We start from the raw sequence: 17633 nt of genomic DNA on the forward strand, positions 1-17633 counted from the left end.
CAATCGAGATAGTTAGGAGAACGAATAATGTTATCGAGATTTAAACGTATACTCAGACGTATCTTGAGTCGTGGTAATCCATCGTCTGCGTTAAACCAGGTAACCTATGAAGATGGAAGAATTCATGAGACACCTTATTTTACTGATGATGACACAATTATTATTACCAAAGAGAATATAGTTGAATCATTACCGCTTATTAATGAAATGGCGGGATTAGAAGAGAATCTTATTCCCAGACGAAAAGTCACTTCGTTGGCATGGAATGGTCCGATTTTAGATTTAGAAGGTTATTTCTATATTGAAAATATTCCCATGAAAGACGAAGATTTAGTAAAAAAGAGGTTAATCCTATTAGGATCAAATGGAATCAAAATTTCAATTCCTTTACAGGAAGTGTCCATTTATAGCATTCAGGAAAATAAAGATATAAACCAAATGTACGAATGGGCGGGATTTAAGGGTAATATAAATTTCGCGACTTTATTCAAGAATAATCAACCTCTTCCAGAGGGGGAATATAAAGTGTACCTTGAATTAGAGGTACACGTTTTAGGAGATAAAGTATATAAAAAGAACTTTCAGCTTGGAAATGTTGAGAAGTTTTTGAAAAAACGTTTCCATTCGACGAAGATGGAATACTTTACTGCAAAACGGGAAATGAAATTCAACTTATTGGCGACGTATGATTTATCAAGAAAGACTCTTAAGATAACTTCGACGAAACTTAAGGATATGGATCCAACAGAAATGGGTCTGGACAGTGAACAATATAATCGCGGACTTTTTTACCGCTTTTTCTCCACAACTATTTTCCGATTAGCATATAAAATCTATTGTTTTCTGCCAATTAAGCAAAAAAAGATCTTTTTCGCATCCGATAGTCGAACTGAAATGAGTGGTAACTTTCTCTTTGTTTATGAAGAAATGCTAAGACGTGAGTTAGACTTCGATTACCACTTTCTGCTTAAAAAAGGGGTTGCTGAGAAGAAGTCGTATAGAGAGATCATACATCTGGCTTATCACATTGCAACTTCTAAGTTTATTGTTCTTGATGACTTTTATCCGATGATATACCATTTGAAGATTAGAGAAGGTGCTGAACTGGTTCAATTATGGCACGCCGTTGGTGCTTTTAAAACGTTTGGGTTTAGTCGTCTAGGACGCCCAGGGGGACCATCACCGAAGTCTAAAAGCCACAGGAACTATACTAAAGCTATTGTAAGCTCAGAACATGTAAGCAAACATTATGCTGAAGGTTTTGGAATCGAAAAGGACAAAGTTGTTTCCACTGGAATTCCGCGTACAGATGTGTTCTTTGATAAGGAATATCAATACAGTGTAAGAGAACGACTTTACGCAGAATATCCGTTTTTAAGAGGAAAGAAGGTTATTATGTTTGCTCCAACATTCCGTGGAAATGGTCAACAATCTGCTCATTATCCAATGGAAATTCTGGATCTTGAAAACTTATATAAAGAATTGAGTGACGAATACGTATTCCTTTTTAAGATTCACCCATTTGTAAAAAATGATTTTAGTATACCTTACCAGTACAGTGATTTTTACTATGACTTTTCATCATATCGGGAAATCAATGATTTATTATTTATTACCGATCTCCTAATCACTGATTATTCTTCGGTATGTTTCGAATTCGCCCTTTTAAATAAACCAATGCTGTTTTTTGCATATGATGTAGAAGAATATGTTCAAAAACGCGATTTTTATTATGATTTTCATTCGTTTATTCCTGGTCCTCTTGTTCGTTCTTCAGAAGAAATCGTCAATACAATTAAAGAAGAGGACTTCGAAATGGAAAAAATAAAACCATTTGTTCACTACTTCTTTGATGATGTGGATGGCAAGGCGAGTGCCCGGGTTGTAAATCAAATCTTTATGCAACAGGGTGAAGAGAATAACTAATTGGTTTGTACACGATCATACTGGAGGAGCACTATTTCCTCCAGCCTTGAAGGTCTACAAGACAGCCAATAAAACAGTTAATTTAAATAGACAATTTAAAACAATCTTACAGGTATTTGGATAGGACATATTTCCCCTTTGGGTTTGTATTTTCATGCTTGAGACTATATAATTGTTTAAATACAGGAACAGATCTTAATAGTTTAGTTGTTAAGTCAACCTGTTTTTATGTGAAACGGTAAGGAGTTGAGCATAATGAAAAAAGTGATAACCTATGGGACATTTGATTTGCTGCATATTGGTCATATAAATATCCTTTCTCGAGCTAAAGAGCTTGGAGATTATCTAGTTGTTGGGCTTTCTACGGATACTTTCAATCAAGAAAAAAACAAAGAAGCCTATCATAGTTTTGAAAATAGGAAGCGAATCCTTGAATCCATCCGCTATGTCGATGAGGTGATTCCCGAACATAATTGGGTGCAAAAAGTTCAGGATGTTATCGATCATGATATTGATATTTTTGTTATGGGTGATGATTGGGAAGGGAAGTTTAATTTTCTGAAGCCGTACTGTAAAGTATTATATTTGCCCCGTACAATTGGTGTTTCAACGACTAAAATAAAAACTGATTTATATAATGTTCATAATGGTTAAAGATGTAATCATCACCATTTACTTGGTTATTTTTAAAATAATTTTTACATTATGCAAGGCATTTCCGCTTAAAAATAAGGTTACATTCGTCGTTTCATTCGGTGATAATATCAAGTTTGTATATGAAGAAATAGTTAGACAACGGATAGCAATAAAGCCTGTCTTTCTCTGCAGCGGCCCTTCTGCTAAACAATTTAAGCTTTATCCCGGGGCAGAGACACTCTCATTTGAAACAAATGTTATCAGTGATAATCTGAAGGCTATTTATCATTTAGCGACTTCAAAATATATTATCATCGATAATTATTTTGGGTTTTTAGCTTCTGCCAACTTCAAGAAAGAGGCACAATGCATACAGCTCTGGCATGCAGCTGGTGCCATTAAAAAATTTGGCCTTCAGGATGAATCGGTTGCAAAACGAAGTTCAGTGGCACAGCGGAGATTCCATAGAGTCTATCGTAATTTCCATAAGGTTGTCGTAGGTTCTGATGAGATGGCGTTGGTCTTTAAAAAGGCTTTTGGGCTTGGAAATCAAAATATATTAACGACGGGAATTCCTCGGACTGATTTTTTTTATAATGACGAACTCCAAAAGGAGAGCAGAGAGAGACTTGAGCATCTTGGTGTAACCAACAATGGAAAAATAAAGATACTTTATGCGCCGACTTATCGTGATAATGAATTAAATCAGTTTAAATTAACGCTGGACCTGGAGTTGTTGCATAAGCATTTAGGAAATAGATATGAAATATTGCTGAAACTTCATCCTGCTATTAAAAAACGGATAAGCTATGAGAATGAGTTTCCCGGATTTGTTTATGATCTATCCTCATCCGGATTTCATATAAATGAATTGCTTTTAATTACCGATTATTTAATTACGGATTATTCTTCAATTCCTTATGAGTTCTCCTTGCTAAGGAAACCAATGATCTTCTTTGCGTATGATCTAGACGCATACACAAAGGAGCGGGGACTATGGGATGAATACGAGAATATGGTTCCAGGACCGGTTGTAACTACTACTAAAGAGATAATTGAACTGATAAAATCCGATAATTTCGACATGATCGCAATTGAGGATTTTTCTAATTATCATAATAAATTTTCAAGGGGTCGCTCCTCTGCAGACCTGATATTGTATATGTTTGGCGAATATGATCATGAACAAACAGATAATAATAGCCAATTTGTCCATGAAACGGGTTATGATGCCGCTTCGAGGTAAAAAACTTCGAAGCTTTTGTTTTTGTCGGAGTTCTGCGTATTCTGTTATCTGGTCTGCTATAATGAAGGGCGGATAACCTATGTTAATTACTTTGTTAGGAAGGACCATGACATGAAATCGATGTTTACGGTTATTAAAGAACAAATTCAAAATTTTTATTTGGTCAGGCGGCTGTCCGTCTATGAAATGAAAATTACTAATAGTAATAATTATTTAGGAAGTTTATGGGAAATAATAAACCCGATGATCCAAATTTTAATTTATTGGTTTGTTTTTGGCTTTCTCATTAAGACTGGACCTAGAGATGGAACCGAATTTTTCCCTTGGCTATTGTCGGGAATTATTGTGTGGTTTTTTGTTAACCAGGCAACTATCGAGGCATCGAAGTCAATATATTCAAAGCTGGCCATGGTCTCTAAAATGAGTTTTCCGATGAGTGTAATCCCTTCCTATGTAATTTTTGCAAGGTTGTACCAGCATTTAATGTTGCTAGGTATCAGTATTTTGATCCTATGTATAACTGGGATATTTCCAAGTGTATATATTGTACAGATTCCTTATTTTTTATTTGCTGTAGTAGCGTTACTTATTTCATTTTCCTTAATTACCTCAACGTTATCGACAATTATTAGGGATGTTCACATGATGGTTCCATCCTTCTTGCGTATCCTTTTTTATTTAACACCTATCCTATGGATTCGTGATGATTTGCCTGACTGGATAATGGCGATAATGAAAGCCAACCCTTTGTTCTATATAGTACAGGGTTACCGCGCTACTTTATTAGGTGAGTCATGGTATTTTATTGAACACTGGCAATACACCTTATACTTTTGGGTGATTGTGATCGTGCTGTTTATAGTAGGTTCTTCTCTACATCTGAAATTTAGAGATCGATTTGTTGACTTCATGTAAATGGAAGTGAGAGATATGAATAAATCAGTTATAGTAAATGATGTAACGAAAAAGTATAAGTTATATAATAATAACTCAGAAAAGCTCTTCGATCTTCTTCTTCCTAAAAGCTACGGAGAGGATTATTATGCCCTTAAGAATGTGAGTTTTGAAGCCGAAAAAGGGGATGTAATCGGTTTTGTCGGAGTTAATGGTTCGGGAAAATCCACACTTTCCAATATTATTGCAGGAATCGTTCCTCCAACCGGGGGCAGCGTTCAAATAGATGGGAATACTGCACTTATTGCGGTTTCTTCAGGACTTAATAACCAGCTAACTGGAAGAGAAAATATTGAATTGAAAATGCTTATGCTTGGATTCAGTAAAAAGGAAATTGAGGATTTAGAAGATGAAATCATTGATTTTTCTGAACTTGGCAAGTTTATCGATCAGCCTATTAAATCCTATTCGAGTGGGATGAAATCAAGGTTGGGTTTCTCAATCTCTGTTCATATTAACCCGGACGTTTTAATTATTGATGAAGCACTCTCCGTAGGGGATAAGGCCTTTGCGGAAAAATGTTTGGAAAAGATGAACGAGTTTAAGGAAAAGGGAAAAACGATGTTCTTCGTTAGCCACTCAATTGGTCAAATGAAGCAATTCTGTGAGAAAGCATTGTGGCTGGAATATGGTGAGCTTAAAGCTTATGGACCGATTGATGAAGTTATGCCAAAGTATGAAAAATTTTTAAAAGAATATAAGGCGATGACTAAGGAAGAACGTAAACAGTACCGAGAAGGGGCTAGCCAAAATAGAAGTACTGCATCGGTGAGATGATTTAAATATACAAAATAAGGGAATCCCCAAGTTTACTTTTAAAACTTGAGGATTCCCTTATTCTATATGGATAAAAAGTGGTTCAATTATTGATTATTTATACCCGTTAGGATTCCCATTCTGCCATTTCCAAGAATCTTTACACATTTCCTTTAAATCTTTTTCTGCCCGCCATCCTAAAATTTTTTCAGCTTTTTCTGGATTCGCGTAGCAGACTGCGATGTCGCCGGGGCGTCTGTCTACGAATTGGTAAGGAATCTCTTTCCCGCTAACTGAACTGAAAGTATTGACTAGATCCAGTACGCTGTAGCCGATGCCCGTCCCAAGGTTGAATGCTTCGATTCCTTGGTTTTCATCCAAATACTGGAGTGCTTTTAGATGCCCTTTGACCAAATCTACAACGTGGATGAAATCGCGGACCCCTGTACCGTCGTGTGTTGTATAGTCATTGCCAAATACGGAAAGCCTGTCTCTTTTTCCGATAGCAACCTGAGTAATATAAGGCATCAAATTATTAGGGATGCCGTTCGGGTTCTCCCCGATATGTCCGCTTTCATGCGCGCCAATCGGATTGAAATAACGCAGCAGTGCGATCCTCCATGTATTATCTGAAACATATAAGTCTTGCAATATTTCCTCAATTATTAATTTGGACCGTCCGTAAGGATTGGTTGCTGACAAACTGAAGGATTCGTCGATCGGTACTAGATCAGGATGTCCATAAACGGTAGCGGATGAGCTGAAGACAAGCTTTTTCACATTATGTTTGGCCATCGCTTCACAAAGATTAATAGTACCAGTTAAATTATTATGGTAATACTTTAATGGAATATCCACTGATTCTCCAACAGCTTTAAGTCCGGCAAAGTGGATGACAGCTTCAAATTTGAATTTGTTGAAGAGATCTTCCAATGCTTCACGGTCCAGTAAATCAATTGTATAAAAAGGGAAATCCTTCCCTGTTATCTCTTTCACACGCTTAACTGATTCAACTTGGCTGTTGGAGAAGTTATCCAACATTACAATCTCATATCCATTCTGCAAGAGCTCTACTCCGGCATGGCTTCCAATATAGCCAGCACCGCCAGTCACTAATATTGTCATAGTAATTACCTCTTTTCCAAAATGTTTAGAATGAACAGAATATGTTGAGTTCTTAAATTCTATTAAGACTCCCTATGCTATTAACATGTTAATTTTTTAGGGTGCTTGAATTGCTTTAAACATCTTTATAATTAAAACATATTTCATGATTAAAATACAGAAGATTACGGGATTATATAACGTAATATTTTTAACAATTATAAGCAGATTTTCTTTATTTTATCTCATCTATAACCGATAATATTATGTAGAAACTTTATATACAAGAAAGGCTAACTTATGGCAGTAATAAATTCGGTAGAAATTTTAAGTGTTCCATTCACAAATTTACGAAAAAAAACTCTTATCAACGACTTCCTTCATCCTCGTCTGCAAGATAATGAAAAAACATTTATTGTAACGGCAAATCCAGAAATTGTGGAATATGCAAACAAAGATTCTGATTATAAAAAAATTATCAGTGAATCAGATTTCATCGTCCCAGATGGCATTGGAATCGTCTATGCCTCTAAAATACTCAATAATCCTCTCGAAGAACGCATAGCCGGCTTTGACCTGATGAATGATCTATTGAAACTCGCTGATGAGAACAAGTATAGGGTTTTTATGCTCGGAGCGGAGCAATCGGTCATAACACTTGCTGCAGAGAATGTGAAAAAGACATATAGACATCTTAATCTGGTAGGTTATCACCATGGCTATATAGAAATTGATGATGCGGTTCTAGTAAAAAAAATCAGTGATACAAAACCAGACATAATTTTTATCGCCCTTGGATTTCCTAAACAAGAACAATGGATTAGTAATCATATGCCTCTATTTGATAAAGGGATTTTTATGGGTGTTGGTGGAAGCTTTGATGTGCTCGCCGGAAAAGTAAACAGGGCACCGATGATATGGCAGAAAAGCAATCTGGAATGGCTTTACAGGCTCATTAAGCAGCCTTCCAGGTGGAGAAGGATGCTGGTTCTGCCATTGTTTTTGATTAAGGTGATCAGAGAAAAAAACAAAAGATAGCAAAGAAAATTTTGTAACCTAAAAAAATTATACAATGGAATTAAAAAATTAAGGGTATTTTTTTGAAACATTCACCCAATCTTTACGTCTAATTAATAGTTAGGTTTTTGTTCAGCTTGCCAAGTTGGAAGAAGCTGTAACTGATAAATAAGCTTTCTTCAGGTTAATGTAGTAATAAATAAATATTTACTATAGAGATTTTTGTCGAACTCATTTATAATGAGGAATTGAGAATGTTTTATATTTAGGGATTCTAATTAAAAAAATAAATGAACTAGTTTACATTCCTGTAATAGTTGGGTATGTTGACAACGAGTTGCATTTAAGAATACATGAGGTGGGTCTAATGTTAATATGGGCCTTTATAACAGCTTTCATTTTGTCAATGGTGCTTACACCAATGGTTATCCGCTTGGCGCATAAAATGGGGGCTACTGATAAACCGAATGAGCGGAAAGTACATGATAAAGTGATGCCGCGTATGGGCGGTTTGGCTATCTTTGCCAGCTTTTTCATCGCCTATGTATTATTTGGCGGAGGCTTTCCGAACCAGCTGCCAATTTTGCTGGGGGCATTCGTTATTATTATAATTGGAATATTTGATGACATATACGAATTACGGGCACGGACAAAGTTTGTCGGCCAAATCGCAGCTGCTCTTATCATTGTGTATTGGGGCGGGCTTGAGGTGGAATTTATCAACCTGCCGTTTGGCGGACAGCTTGATTTCGGGTTCCTTAGCATCCCTGTTACCATCCTCTGGATTGTTGCTATTACGAATGCGATTAATCTGATTGATGGATTGGACGGACTGGCTGGAGGCGTATCATCCATTGCTTTGGTAACTATCTCGGTGATGGCTCTATTACAAGGTGATATGTTCGTAGCGACCATCGCGTTGATCGTGACTGGAAGCACACTCGGCTTTTTAAAGTATAACTTTCATCCCGCGAAAATATTCATGGGGGATACCGGTGCGTTATTTTTGGGTTATATTATCGCCGTTCTATCGCTTCTTGGATTTAAGAACGTTACGATGATTTCTTTGATTGTCCCCATTATCATCTTGGGTGTGCCGCTTTCTGATACATTTTATGCGATTATTCGCAGACTGGTTAATAAACAGCCTCTAGCTGCACCAGATAAATCGCATCTGCATCATTGCTTGCTAAGAGTAGGATATTCACACAGCCAGACGGTTATCCTGATTTACGCTCTTGCAGCGAGCTTTGGATTAGCGGCTATCATTTTCTCTTACGCTACAATGTGGGGCGCCATCCTAATCATAGGAATTCTTTTAATTACGATTGAAATCATCGTCGAGAAGGTTGGATTGGTTGGTTCGAATTATCAGCCTCTTCTTAAAATGCTTAGTACGGCCAAAAACGCCAGTGGCAAGAACAAATAAACATATCTGTAACCAGTGTGACGTGGTACCAGCCATGAAGCACTGGTTTTTGTTGTTTCTGAGAAAAGAAAGGCTGTCTAAAGAAATAGTTTACCTGAACTTTATTTAATCTTTACAACAATTTACTTGGCCATAATATCTCGTTAATACCGTAATGATAAATTGTTAGTAAGCATCAGAATAAAGGGAGGTAACTTACTTGTTTATAAAAATTTTAAATTATTTTAGAGGTACTCCAGATGATTTCTGGTCTTATGATGAGAATTTTAATAAATACGATGAGATGAATATTTTTGGTTACGAAGAATCAGATATGTTTGATATATAACAAGAAAAAAGGATATATCGTGCCATTTAAATCTAATATAAAAAAGACAAAACCTGCTTCGATTTGGAAGCAGGTTTTTGTTTGAAAGTCTGACGGCACTAAGACAGTGCCGTTTTTAACTTAGTTTCATTCAGCTAAAGCTGTGCTTCCTGAGTGCTCACTATCCTTTGACGATACATCAAGATGTGTTTTCAGCTCTATTTTTGCATTTTCTACCGAAGTTTCATCAAGCTGGTAGTAATAAACACCCTCAATACGGCTGTCCGATCCTTCTAGTTTAACGGACTCAATATCTAAACCGGAATCATTCGTTATATAGTCAATAAAGGCTCTCATTTCACTAAATTTCAGGTTCGTCTTCATATTGTCTCCGACTGCTTCCATAACATCTGTATATTTTGAAACAGCACCGACGGTTGTTGCCTTGGTCATAATCGCTTTCAATATTTCCTGCTGCCGCTCGCCACGCTGGATATCGCTGTCCTGTTTACGTGTACGGGCAAGAGCGAGCGCTTCTTCGCCGTCTAATGTTTGAAGTCCGGGCTGCAAATGAACCGCGCGCTTTTTATCATTGGAATCAACTTCGCGAATTTCATAAGGAACATCGACTTCAATGCCGTCCAACGCGTCAACTACATCGATGAAAGCATTGAAATTCATGCGGACGTAATAGTCTACTGGAATATCTAGCAGCTCTTCTACTGTATCGATCGTAGCCTGAGGGCCGCCCATCGCGTGTGCGTGGTTGATTTTCGTATTGTAGCCGCCTTCAGGGACATATACATAGGAATCACGGGGAATGCTGACCAGCTTTATGCTTTTATCTTTCTTATTGAAAGTTGCTAGCATTAGTGCATCTGAACGGGATTTACCCCCGTTTTTTTCACCCCTTTTTTCACTGTCATCAACCCCGATAAATAACAGCGAGATATTATCGGCCATCGGGTTGACTTTTTCTTTTCGCTTATCCGATCCTCCTAATGGGTCATAGGAACCGTCGAAGACGGATTGTGCTTTTGTGAAGAGGAAGGCGCCATATGAGCTCGCCCCCAAAGCTACAATTAATAGGGGTATCAATAAAAGCAAAAGTCTTCTGCGTTTTTTCTTTTTCTTTTTTACTCTATATATTCGTCTAGTAGTAGACATAAATTAGTTCTCCTTTACCTGGCATAACCTGCTCATATTTTTCACCTATTTTAAAAAATTTAGCGAAAAATAGCCTAAATTTAATTCTACAATGATTAGACGAATTCGTAAATTAAAAGTTTCTTTAAATTGAGTGATTTTATAGAAAATAAAAGGGACCCATCCTTTGTATTGGGCACCCCTACATGTCTTTTTCCAAGTATATGATCTCTCCCTCGGTGAAAATGGCTTGTCCGTTTGTCATTTCCGTCATCCAGTCAATAAACGGCTGCTTCTGCCCTTCTTCGACAAACGTCTGGATTATTACGTTATCGAGGTATTCTATTTCTTTAATCTTGTACACCGAGGATCGGAGCTCGTTTTCCAGTTTTCCAAGCCAGGTATAGTCCACTGTTGTATGCATCACGCGCATTAGCTTTCGTTCAACGATTCCCGTTGTATTTATTCCTTCAGAAGCGGCTTTTCCATAAGCGCGGATTAGGCCACCTGCTCCAAGCTTGATGCCGCCGAAATAGCGGGTAATAACGACCGCTGTATCCTTTAGCCCTTTTTTCTTGATGACTTCGAGAATCGGAACCCCTGCAGTGCCGCTCGGTTCTCCATCATCGTTTGCCTTCTGGATCTGGTCATTTTCGCCGATCATGTAGGCGGAGCAATTATGAGTAGCTCCGTAATGCTTCTTTTTAATGGCTGCAATGAATTGCTGTGCTTCTTCTTCTGTTTCAACTCGGATGACATGAGCGATGAAGCGTGATTTTTGTATAACGATTTCATGCATGCCGTCTCCCTTGACTGTTAAATAATGTGGAAGCATGTGAGACCTCCTCATGGTTGCTCATATTAATAAAATATATTATAGAAGTAATAAGCTGCAGAAACAAATATCTACATTAAATGTAGACTTTCGTAACAAAACAGTAAGGAACTGTAAAATAATTTTAATATAAAATGACTATCTTCATGCTATAATTAGTACACTCTTGAAGTATTAAGAACTATTTTGCAATAGTTATTTATACTTAGAAGAATATTTTTTGATGTATTTCACAGAGATTTATCTTAGTGAATCCACCATTCAGAGTTTTTATGTTCGTATTATCATATTTTTTGTCGGAAAAAGAAATAATCTATCATTTGCCTGTTGCAGGTATTATGCATTAGGATAATAGTAGGCTATATACACAGTAATCAATCTGACATCATAGAGTAAATTACATAAATGAACTACATAAAAAGATGTAAAGTCAGCTGTCATGGTACAGGAGGTTCATACATTTATTCAGATGTCATTATAAAGAAAACTCGCCGATTAAGTCGGATGGTGTAGTCATACAGATAGGAAAAGGCTTACTCTTTCCTATTTACCAAAAACATTTATTCAACATTTATGACTTCTGTTGGACCAAAACGGAGGAATCTGTATGGCCGTTAAAAAAGTAGATGCCAAAGCGCTTGATGAAATTTTGGAAACCATGGTGGGAACGGTTGGCGATAGTAAGAGTGAGATTTTTGAAATTGAAGAACAATGCCGCCGTGATTATGTCGGTTTAACACAAGAACTGGAAGATATCAGAAAAAAGGTAGCTTTTATTATCAGTGAGGGAGATGCGCTTGAGACCAAGGCACGGTTCTCCAGAAAAAGATTGTCTGAAGTAAGCATGCATTTCAATCAATTTTCTGAAGATGAAGTCCGCGAAGCCTATGAAAAGGCGCATAAGCGTCAAGTAGAGCTGCAAATGAATCGTCAGCTGGAAAAGGATTTAAGATGTCGCCGGGATGAACTGGAGCGCAGGTTAAGAGGCCTACAACAGACGATTGAACGGGCTGAGACGCTTGTTTCACAAATAACGGTTGTCTTGAATTACCTGACAAGGGATTTAAAGCAGGTGGGTGAAGTACTCGAGGATGCCCGGCGCAGGCAGGACTTTGGTTTGAAAATCATCGAAGCCCAGGAAGAGGAAAGAAAGAAACTCTCCAGGGAGATTCACGATGGACCGGCACAGATGCTGGCCAATGTGATGATGCGCTCTGATTTGATAGAACGCGTATACCGGGAGCGTGGGGGCGAAGAGGCTTTAAGTGAGATTCGCAGCCTGAAGACCATGGTTCGAAGTGCCCTGTATGAGGTGCGTAGAATTATTTACGACTTACGCCCCATGGCTCTCGATGACTTAGGGTTGATTCCGACCCTCAAAAAATATCTGCAGACGATCGAAGAGTATAACAACGGGATCGATCTGGAATTCACAAATCTTGGCGAGGAAAAAAGGCTGCCCTCGGAAATGGAGGTTGCGCTATTCCGGCTGATTCAGGAAGCGGTGCAAAATGCCCTCAAGCATGCGGAACCAAGCTATATACATGTCAAATTATCCATGACAAAGGAATTGATTACGGTCTCGGTTAAGGACGACGGCAAAGGTTTTGATTCTTCAATGGAAAAGGAAGGATCTTTCGGTTTGATGGGAATGAAAGAAAGAGTAGAACTGCTCGATGGGGAAATGACAATCACATCTCATCCCGGAGCGGGCACATTGGTAACGATTAAAGTACCATTTAAAGCATAATAATCAGTCCTAATAGTAAAAGAAAAATAAAAGTACTAACTAAGTAAGGGGGGCGAATTCGTTGAGAACTAATATTGTTATTATTGATGACCATCAACTTTTTCGCGAAGGCGTAAAGCGAATTTTAGATTTTGAATCATCATTTCAGGTGGTTGCTGAAGGCGACGACGGAAGCGAGGCCATGGATCTCGTAGAACAAAATAACCCGGACGTGGTGATCATGGATATCAACATGCCAAACATAAACGGTGTGGAAGCTACCAAAATGCTCGTTGACCGTCATCCGGAAACAAAGGTAATCATCCTGTCCATTCATGATGATGAAAACTATGTACAGCATGCATTGAAAACAGGTGCTTCCGGTTATCTTTTAAAAGAAATGGATGCTGACGCTCTGATTGAAGCGGTAAAAGTTGTCGCTGACGGGGGCTCCTATCTGCATCCAAGGGTAACCCACAATTTGGTCCGGGAATATCGCAGATTGGCTACGGACGAAAACTCCGGTGGCGATTCCTTGCAAACACCAGAAATCAGGAGACCGCTGCATCTACTGACACGCCGCGAATGCGAAGTGCTCCAGCTGCTTGCAGACGGAAAAAGCAACCGTGGCATCGGGGACGCCTTATACATAAGTGAAAAAACCGTAAAGAACCACGTCAGCAATATTTTGCAAAAAATGAATGTGAACGACCGTACACAGGCGGTTGTCCTGGCTATTAAAAATGGCTGGGTCGAAGTGAAATAATTAGAGAGAGTTGCACAGTTTTGTGCGGCTCTTTTTTTGGCAGAAAGGCAAGTATAAACTTTCCTTTCTGCATAAACGCAACTACGTCTAATCTCCGCTTTACGGCTCGTCAATCGACTAGTTTTCTTTACGAAAGGATTATAAGGTGATTAGTATAAATAGACCGAAATCTGGAACTTATCACCGAAATTAGAGATATCACCGAAATTTAGGATTTATCACTGAAATTTAAGATATATCACCGGAATTTAAGATATATCACCGGAATTTAGAACATAACACTGGAATCTAGGATTTATCACCGAAATTAGAGATATCGCCCAAATCCGGGATTTATCATCGAAATTTGGAATATATCACCGGAATCTAGGATTTATCACCGAAATTTGAGATTTATCATCGAAACCAAATATATCAATGAAATCAGATAGATATTTGCATAGTAATTAGAAAACTAGTTAATGCAAATCGGGGCAATTTCCGATAAGATGATTAATATGTTATTAGAAGAAAATCTTTTAATAAGGATGGTTTTTATTTGATGAAAACGGCAGTCGTAACAGACAGTACTGCATATATACCTAAGGAAGTTCGCGATAAGTATCATATACATATGATTCCACTCAATGTGATTATAGGTCAGGAGGCATACAGGGAGGAAACCGATTTATCGGCAGATGATTTTTATGAAGAGATTAAAAGGGCGGACAAGCTGCCGACAACTTCTCAGCCCTCGGTTGGTCAGTTTGTCGATTTGTTTGAGGAGCTGTCAAAAGAATATGATGCGGTGATATCTGTCCATTTATCGAGCGGTATTAGCGGTACATACCAGGGTGCGATTACAGCGGGGGAGATGGTCGACGGGCTTGAAGTCCGCGCCTTTGACACAGAAATCAGTTGCTCGGTGCAGGGGTTTTACGCGATTGAGGCAGCTCAAATGGCTCTGGACGGAAAAGAGCCATCAGAAATAATTGCGAGGTTGGACGAAATTAAAAAATCTGTCCGGGCGTATTTCATGGTCGATGACCTATCCAACCTGCAAAGAGGAGGACGCCTTAGCAGTGCTCAGGCTCTGATCGGAAGCCTGCTCCAGGTCAAACCACTGCTTCACTTTCAAGATAAGGTAATTGTACCTTTTGAAAAAATACGTACCCGCAAAAAAGCAATGAAGCGCATTGTTGACTTGCTAACAGAAGCTACGTCAGACGGCGGTCAATATAAAGCAGTTATCATCCATGCCAAACGGGAAGAAGAAGCGAAGCGATGGCAAGCTGAAATCGAAGCGGAGTTGCCGAACATCGAATTTGATATCGGTTATTTCGGACCCATCATCGGCACCCATCTCGGAGAAGGCGCGATGGGGTTGGGTTGGTATAAGGTTCATTAATATTTGCAGCGTTCTGCCCTTGTGGTGGGGCGTTTTTTCATAAAATCATTTCTATATCCCTCATGAATGAACCAATACCGAAAACTAAAAGAAAAAAGGTTTTTTAACCTTTGAAACCGAATAGTAATGAATAAGAATTTCTAAGGAGGCTGTTACCCTGAACCTATTTAAAAGTATTTTTTCTTCGATTAAAACCGCATCGGCTTATCCAATGGTGCCAAACTCCACTTCACTAAATCCTTCCTACTCCTTTTCTGAAGAACTTCAACAGCATCTATACGGCCGCTTATTGCTTCTTGATGAAATCCTGTTCCCTGATGAATTACTCACTGCCCACATCAAAAATGGTTATATCTCTACAATGCCAGGAATTACACAAATTGAGTCGCAGCCTCACTGCTCGCGCTGTGGAAATAATGATCCCTCCATGTTTTACCGTTTTCCCTGCAGCCATTGTGGCAAGAAATGCATCTATTGCCGGGCGTGCATTATGATGGGCAGGATAAGTGAGTGCAGCAAGCTCTATTTCTGGAGCGGTCCCGGTTTCTCTTTTGACATTTCGGCACAAGTCATGGCATGGGCCGGTTCTTTGTCTGAGGGACAGAAAGTTGCTTCCGAGCGAGTGATTAGCGCCGTCAACAGCAATGATGAGCTCTTGGTCTGGGCAGTATGCGGCGCGGGCAAAACTGAGGTACTGTTTGAAGGGATTGAAGCAGCCTTACAATCAGGAAAAAGGGTTTGTATGGCAACTCCCCGAACGGATGTTGTACTAGAACTTGCGCCGCGTTTGAAAAGTGCCTTCCCGCAAATTGAGGTTGCTGCCCTCTATGGGGGGAGTGAAGACCGTCACCTCCTGACTCCGCTCACAGTCACGACGACGCATCAGCTATTCCGCTTCCACAATGCCTTTGATACGATCATCATTGACGAAGTAGACGCCTTTCCCTATTCAATGGACAGTTCGCTTCAATTCGCCGTAAGGAAAGCAAAAAAGAACACTTCCACTACCATTTATCTGACCGCAACACCTTCTAAAAAAATGCAGAATGACTATGAAAATCAAAAATTAATAGGAGTAACCATCCCCGCGCGCTACCACCGCCATCCCATTCCTGCACCTTTGATGAAATGGTGCGGCAACTGGAAAAGAGAATTCGAGAGAAAAAGAACCCCGAATATCATTACAGATTGGGTAAACCTTCGCCTACAACTAAAAAATCCGTTCTTATTATTTTTTTCGACCATACAGGTGATGGAACAAGCCCTTCCTTTATTTCAAAGCCTTCATAGTGAATTACAGTCGGTGCACTCACAGGATCCGGAACGAAAAGAAAAAGTTACTGCGCTTAGAGAAGGGCGAATCCCGGGTTTGCTGACGACTACGATATTAGAACGAGGCGTGACGATTCCAAAACTGGATGTGGCCGTTATAGGTTCAGAACATCAGGTTTATAGCGAAAGTGCTCTTGTCCAGATTGCGGGGAGGGTCGGCAGGAGTGAAAAAAGTCCGGAAGGCGACATCACATTTTTTCATTATGGCAAGAGCAATGACATGATTAGAGCCATCGTCCATATCAACAGAATGAATAAAGAAGCCGATAAGAGAGGAATGCTCGATGTTTAAGCAAAAAAAGTGCTTAATTTGTACAGAAGAAGTTAATTCTTCTTTTACATGGAAAAACATATGGGTTGAAACGGAAGATGAGATTATTTGTGGAACTTGTAATGGGAAGCTCTCCTTTATTTCAGGAGCGACGTGCCAGCTTTGTTCCAGGGAGCTTCTTGATGAGAAATATCGACAGGGGAATCTTTGTTTTGACTGTGTCAGGTGGGAAAGTGACAGCGAATGGGGCGGCTATTTAACGAGGAATACCTCCGTCTTCAATTACAATGATTTTATGAAAGAGCTGATCGCCAAATTTAAGTACCGTGGAGACTATGCACTTGCAGAAATTTTTACGCCGTATGTTAAGGGAAAATTGTTAAACGCTCGCTTTGATCTAATTGTCCCCATTCCGTTAAGCGAAGAACGTTTAAAAGAACGCGGCTTTAATCAGGCAAAGGCGATAGCCGAGACGGCTCATCTCGAAATCGAGGATGTTTTAATGAGAATTCACTCAGAAAAGCAATCAAAGAAATCAAGAAAAGAACGGATCGGTCTTGCGCAAGTGTTTCATGTTAATGGAGAGCCAGATCATATTAAAAATAAGAAGATTATGCTGCTCGATGATATTTATACAACGGGGTCGACGTTAAGGCAGGCAGCGAAAGTTCTTGTAAGGGCGGGTGCAACAGAAGTTTCGTCGTTAACATTGGCACGCTGAATGTTTTTTAAAAATGGCTCTGTTAAACGATAATGTTGTTTTTGGGAAGGGAATCTGCGAGACTCCTCGAA

At 39.0% G+C, this 17633-nt stretch carries 16 protein-coding genes; 13 read left to right on the forward strand and 3 right to left on the reverse strand.

All coding sequences use genetic code 11. The features are described from left to right. Nucleotides 1–27 precede the first annotated feature (27 nt). From D0463_RS19855 to tagH, 5 genes are all read left to right on the forward strand, one after another. Nucleotides 28–1926: a CDP-glycerol glycerophosphotransferase family protein gene (locus D0463_RS19855; protein ID WP_117307054.1), complete on the forward strand. Its 1899-nt coding sequence runs from the start codon at nucleotides 28–30 to the stop codon at nucleotides 1924–1926. 255 nt (nucleotides 1927–2181) lie between these two features. Continuing rightward, nucleotides 2182–2580, forward strand: coding sequence for a glycerol-3-phosphate cytidylyltransferase (gene tagD, locus D0463_RS08905; protein ID WP_117307055.1), 399 nt, complete (start codon nucleotides 2182–2184; stop codon nucleotides 2578–2580). After that, nucleotides 2573–3808 carry a CDP-glycerol glycerophosphotransferase family protein gene (locus D0463_RS08910; RefSeq protein ID WP_117307068.1) on the forward strand — a complete coding sequence of 412 codons (1236 nt, stop codon included), beginning with the start codon at nucleotides 2573–2575 and terminating at the stop codon, nucleotides 3806–3808. The genes tagD and D0463_RS08910 overlap by 8 nt, the downstream gene beginning before the upstream one ends. A gap of 111 nt (nucleotides 3809–3919) precedes the next feature. Continuing rightward, a complete protein-coding gene (locus tag D0463_RS08915) occupies nucleotides 3920–4723 on the forward strand; it encodes an ABC transporter permease (RefSeq protein ID WP_117307056.1) in 804 nt (267 codons plus the stop codon). A 15-nt stretch (nucleotides 4724–4738) separates the two neighbouring features. Continuing rightward, on the forward strand, nucleotides 4739–5539 hold the full coding sequence (gene tagH, locus D0463_RS08920) for a teichoic acids export ABC transporter ATP-binding subunit TagH (protein ID WP_117307057.1): 801 nt from the start codon (nucleotides 4739–4741) through the stop codon (nucleotides 5537–5539). A 93-nt stretch (nucleotides 5540–5632) separates the two neighbouring features. Here tagH and galE read toward each other — a convergent pair whose 3' ends face one another. Further along, nucleotides 5633–6643, reverse strand: coding sequence for a UDP-glucose 4-epimerase GalE (gene galE / locus D0463_RS08925; RefSeq protein ID WP_117307058.1), 1011 nt, complete (start codon nucleotides 6641–6643; stop codon nucleotides 5633–5635). A 279-nt stretch (nucleotides 6644–6922) separates the two neighbouring features. Between galE and D0463_RS08930 the strand changes: the two genes are divergently transcribed. The 3 genes from D0463_RS08930 to D0463_RS20095 all read left to right on the forward strand — a co-directional run bounded on the left by D0463_RS08930 (nucleotide 6923) and on the right by D0463_RS20095 (nucleotide 9396). Then, nucleotides 6923–7660 (forward strand): WecB/TagA/CpsF family glycosyltransferase, encoded by a 738-nt coding sequence (locus D0463_RS08930; protein WP_117307059.1) that lies wholly within the window; start codon nucleotides 6923–6925, stop codon nucleotides 7658–7660. A gap of 346 nt (nucleotides 7661–8006) precedes the next feature. Next, entirely contained in the window at nucleotides 8007–9068 is a 1062-nt protein-coding gene (locus D0463_RS08935; RefSeq protein ID WP_117307060.1) for a glycosyltransferase family 4 protein, read from the forward strand. A 199-nt stretch (nucleotides 9069–9267) separates the two neighbouring features. Next, the gene (locus D0463_RS20095) at nucleotides 9268–9396 is read left to right on the forward strand and encodes a hypothetical protein (protein WP_301950634.1); all 129 of its coding nucleotides are present in this window, start codon (nucleotides 9268–9270) and stop codon (nucleotides 9394–9396) included. A gap of 126 nt (nucleotides 9397–9522) precedes the next feature. On the opposite strand, the gene D0463_RS08940 is transcribed toward D0463_RS20095, so the two are convergent. Next, on the reverse strand, nucleotides 9523–10542 hold the full coding sequence (locus tag D0463_RS08940) for an LCP family protein (protein WP_117307061.1): 1020 nt from the start codon (nucleotides 10540–10542) through the stop codon (nucleotides 9523–9525). A 181-nt stretch (nucleotides 10543–10723) separates the two neighbouring features. Next, a complete protein-coding gene (locus tag D0463_RS08945) occupies nucleotides 10724–11356 on the reverse strand; it encodes a YigZ family protein (RefSeq protein ID WP_117307062.1) in 633 nt (210 codons plus the stop codon). Nucleotides 11357–11963: 607 nt separating this feature from the next. Between D0463_RS08945 and D0463_RS08950 the strand changes: the two genes are divergently transcribed. The 5 genes from D0463_RS08950 to D0463_RS08970 all read left to right on the forward strand — a co-directional run bounded on the left by D0463_RS08950 (nucleotide 11964) and on the right by D0463_RS08970 (nucleotide 17562). After that, entirely contained in the window at nucleotides 11964–13106 is a 1143-nt protein-coding gene (locus tag D0463_RS08950; RefSeq protein WP_117307063.1) for a sensor histidine kinase, read from the forward strand. Nucleotides 13107–13167: 61 nt separating this feature from the next. Next, nucleotides 13168–13851, forward strand: a complete 684-nt coding sequence (locus tag D0463_RS08955; protein ID WP_117307064.1) for a response regulator — start codon at nucleotides 13168–13170, stop codon at nucleotides 13849–13851. Nucleotides 13852–14392: 541 nt separating this feature from the next. Continuing rightward, nucleotides 14393–15238 (forward strand): DegV family protein, encoded by an 846-nt coding sequence (locus tag D0463_RS08960; protein ID WP_117307069.1) that lies wholly within the window; start codon nucleotides 14393–14395, stop codon nucleotides 15236–15238. A 493-nt stretch (nucleotides 15239–15731) separates the two neighbouring features. After that, on the forward strand, nucleotides 15732–16862 hold the full coding sequence (locus tag D0463_RS08965; RefSeq protein ID WP_254052750.1) for an ATP-dependent helicase ComFA: 1131 nt from the start codon (nucleotides 15732–15734) through the stop codon (nucleotides 16860–16862). After that, nucleotides 16855–17562, forward strand: coding sequence for a ComF family protein (locus D0463_RS08970; protein WP_117307066.1), 708 nt, complete (start codon nucleotides 16855–16857; stop codon nucleotides 17560–17562). The genes D0463_RS08965 and D0463_RS08970 overlap by 8 nt, the downstream gene beginning before the upstream one ends. Nucleotides 17563–17633: the final 71 nt, after the last annotated feature.

The sequence above is a fragment of the Bacillus sp. V59.32b genome, from assembly GCF_003429085.1.
Classification (GTDB): domain Bacteria; phylum Bacillota; class Bacilli; order Bacillales; family DSM-1321; genus Peribacillus.

Excerpts from the sequence above, each read along its gene's own strand:
- D0463_RS19855 (WP_117307054.1), top strand. The coding sequence starts at position 28 with ATGTTATCGAGATTTAAACGTATACTCAGACGTATCTTGAGTCGTGGT.
- tagD (WP_117307055.1), top strand. The coding sequence starts at position 2,182 with ATGAAAAAAGTGATAACCTATGGGACATTTGATTTGCTGCATATTGGT.
- D0463_RS08910 (WP_117307068.1), top strand. The coding sequence starts at position 2,573 with ATGGTTAAAGATGTAATCATCACCATTTACTTGGTTATTTTTAAAATA.
- D0463_RS08915 (WP_117307056.1), top strand. The coding sequence starts at position 3,920 with ATGAAATCGATGTTTACGGTTATTAAAGAACAAATTCAAAATTTTTAT.
- tagH (WP_117307057.1), top strand. The coding sequence starts at position 4,739 with ATGAATAAATCAGTTATAGTAAATGATGTAACGAAAAAGTATAAGTTA.
- galE (WP_117307058.1), bottom strand. The coding sequence starts at position 6,643 with ATGACAATATTAGTGACTGGCGGTGCTGGCTATATTGGAAGCCATGCC.
- D0463_RS08930 (WP_117307059.1), top strand. The coding sequence starts at position 6,923 with ATGGCAGTAATAAATTCGGTAGAAATTTTAAGTGTTCCATTCACAAAT.
- D0463_RS08935 (WP_117307060.1), top strand. The coding sequence starts at position 8,007 with ATGTTAATATGGGCCTTTATAACAGCTTTCATTTTGTCAATGGTGCTT.
- D0463_RS08940 (WP_117307061.1), bottom strand. The coding sequence starts at position 10,542 with ATGTCTACTACTAGACGAATATATAGAGTAAAAAAGAAAAAGAAAAAA.
- D0463_RS08945 (WP_117307062.1), bottom strand. The coding sequence starts at position 11,356 with ATGCTTCCACATTATTTAACAGTCAAGGGAGACGGCATGCATGAAATC.
- D0463_RS08950 (WP_117307063.1), top strand. The coding sequence starts at position 11,964 with ATGGCCGTTAAAAAAGTAGATGCCAAAGCGCTTGATGAAATTTTGGAA.
- D0463_RS08960 (WP_117307069.1), top strand. The coding sequence starts at position 14,393 with ATGAAAACGGCAGTCGTAACAGACAGTACTGCATATATACCTAAGGAA.
- D0463_RS08965 (WP_254052750.1), top strand. The coding sequence starts at position 15,732 with ATGGGCAGGATAAGTGAGTGCAGCAAGCTCTATTTCTGGAGCGGTCCC.
- D0463_RS08970 (WP_117307066.1), top strand. The coding sequence starts at position 16,855 with ATGTTTAAGCAAAAAAAGTGCTTAATTTGTACAGAAGAAGTTAATTCT.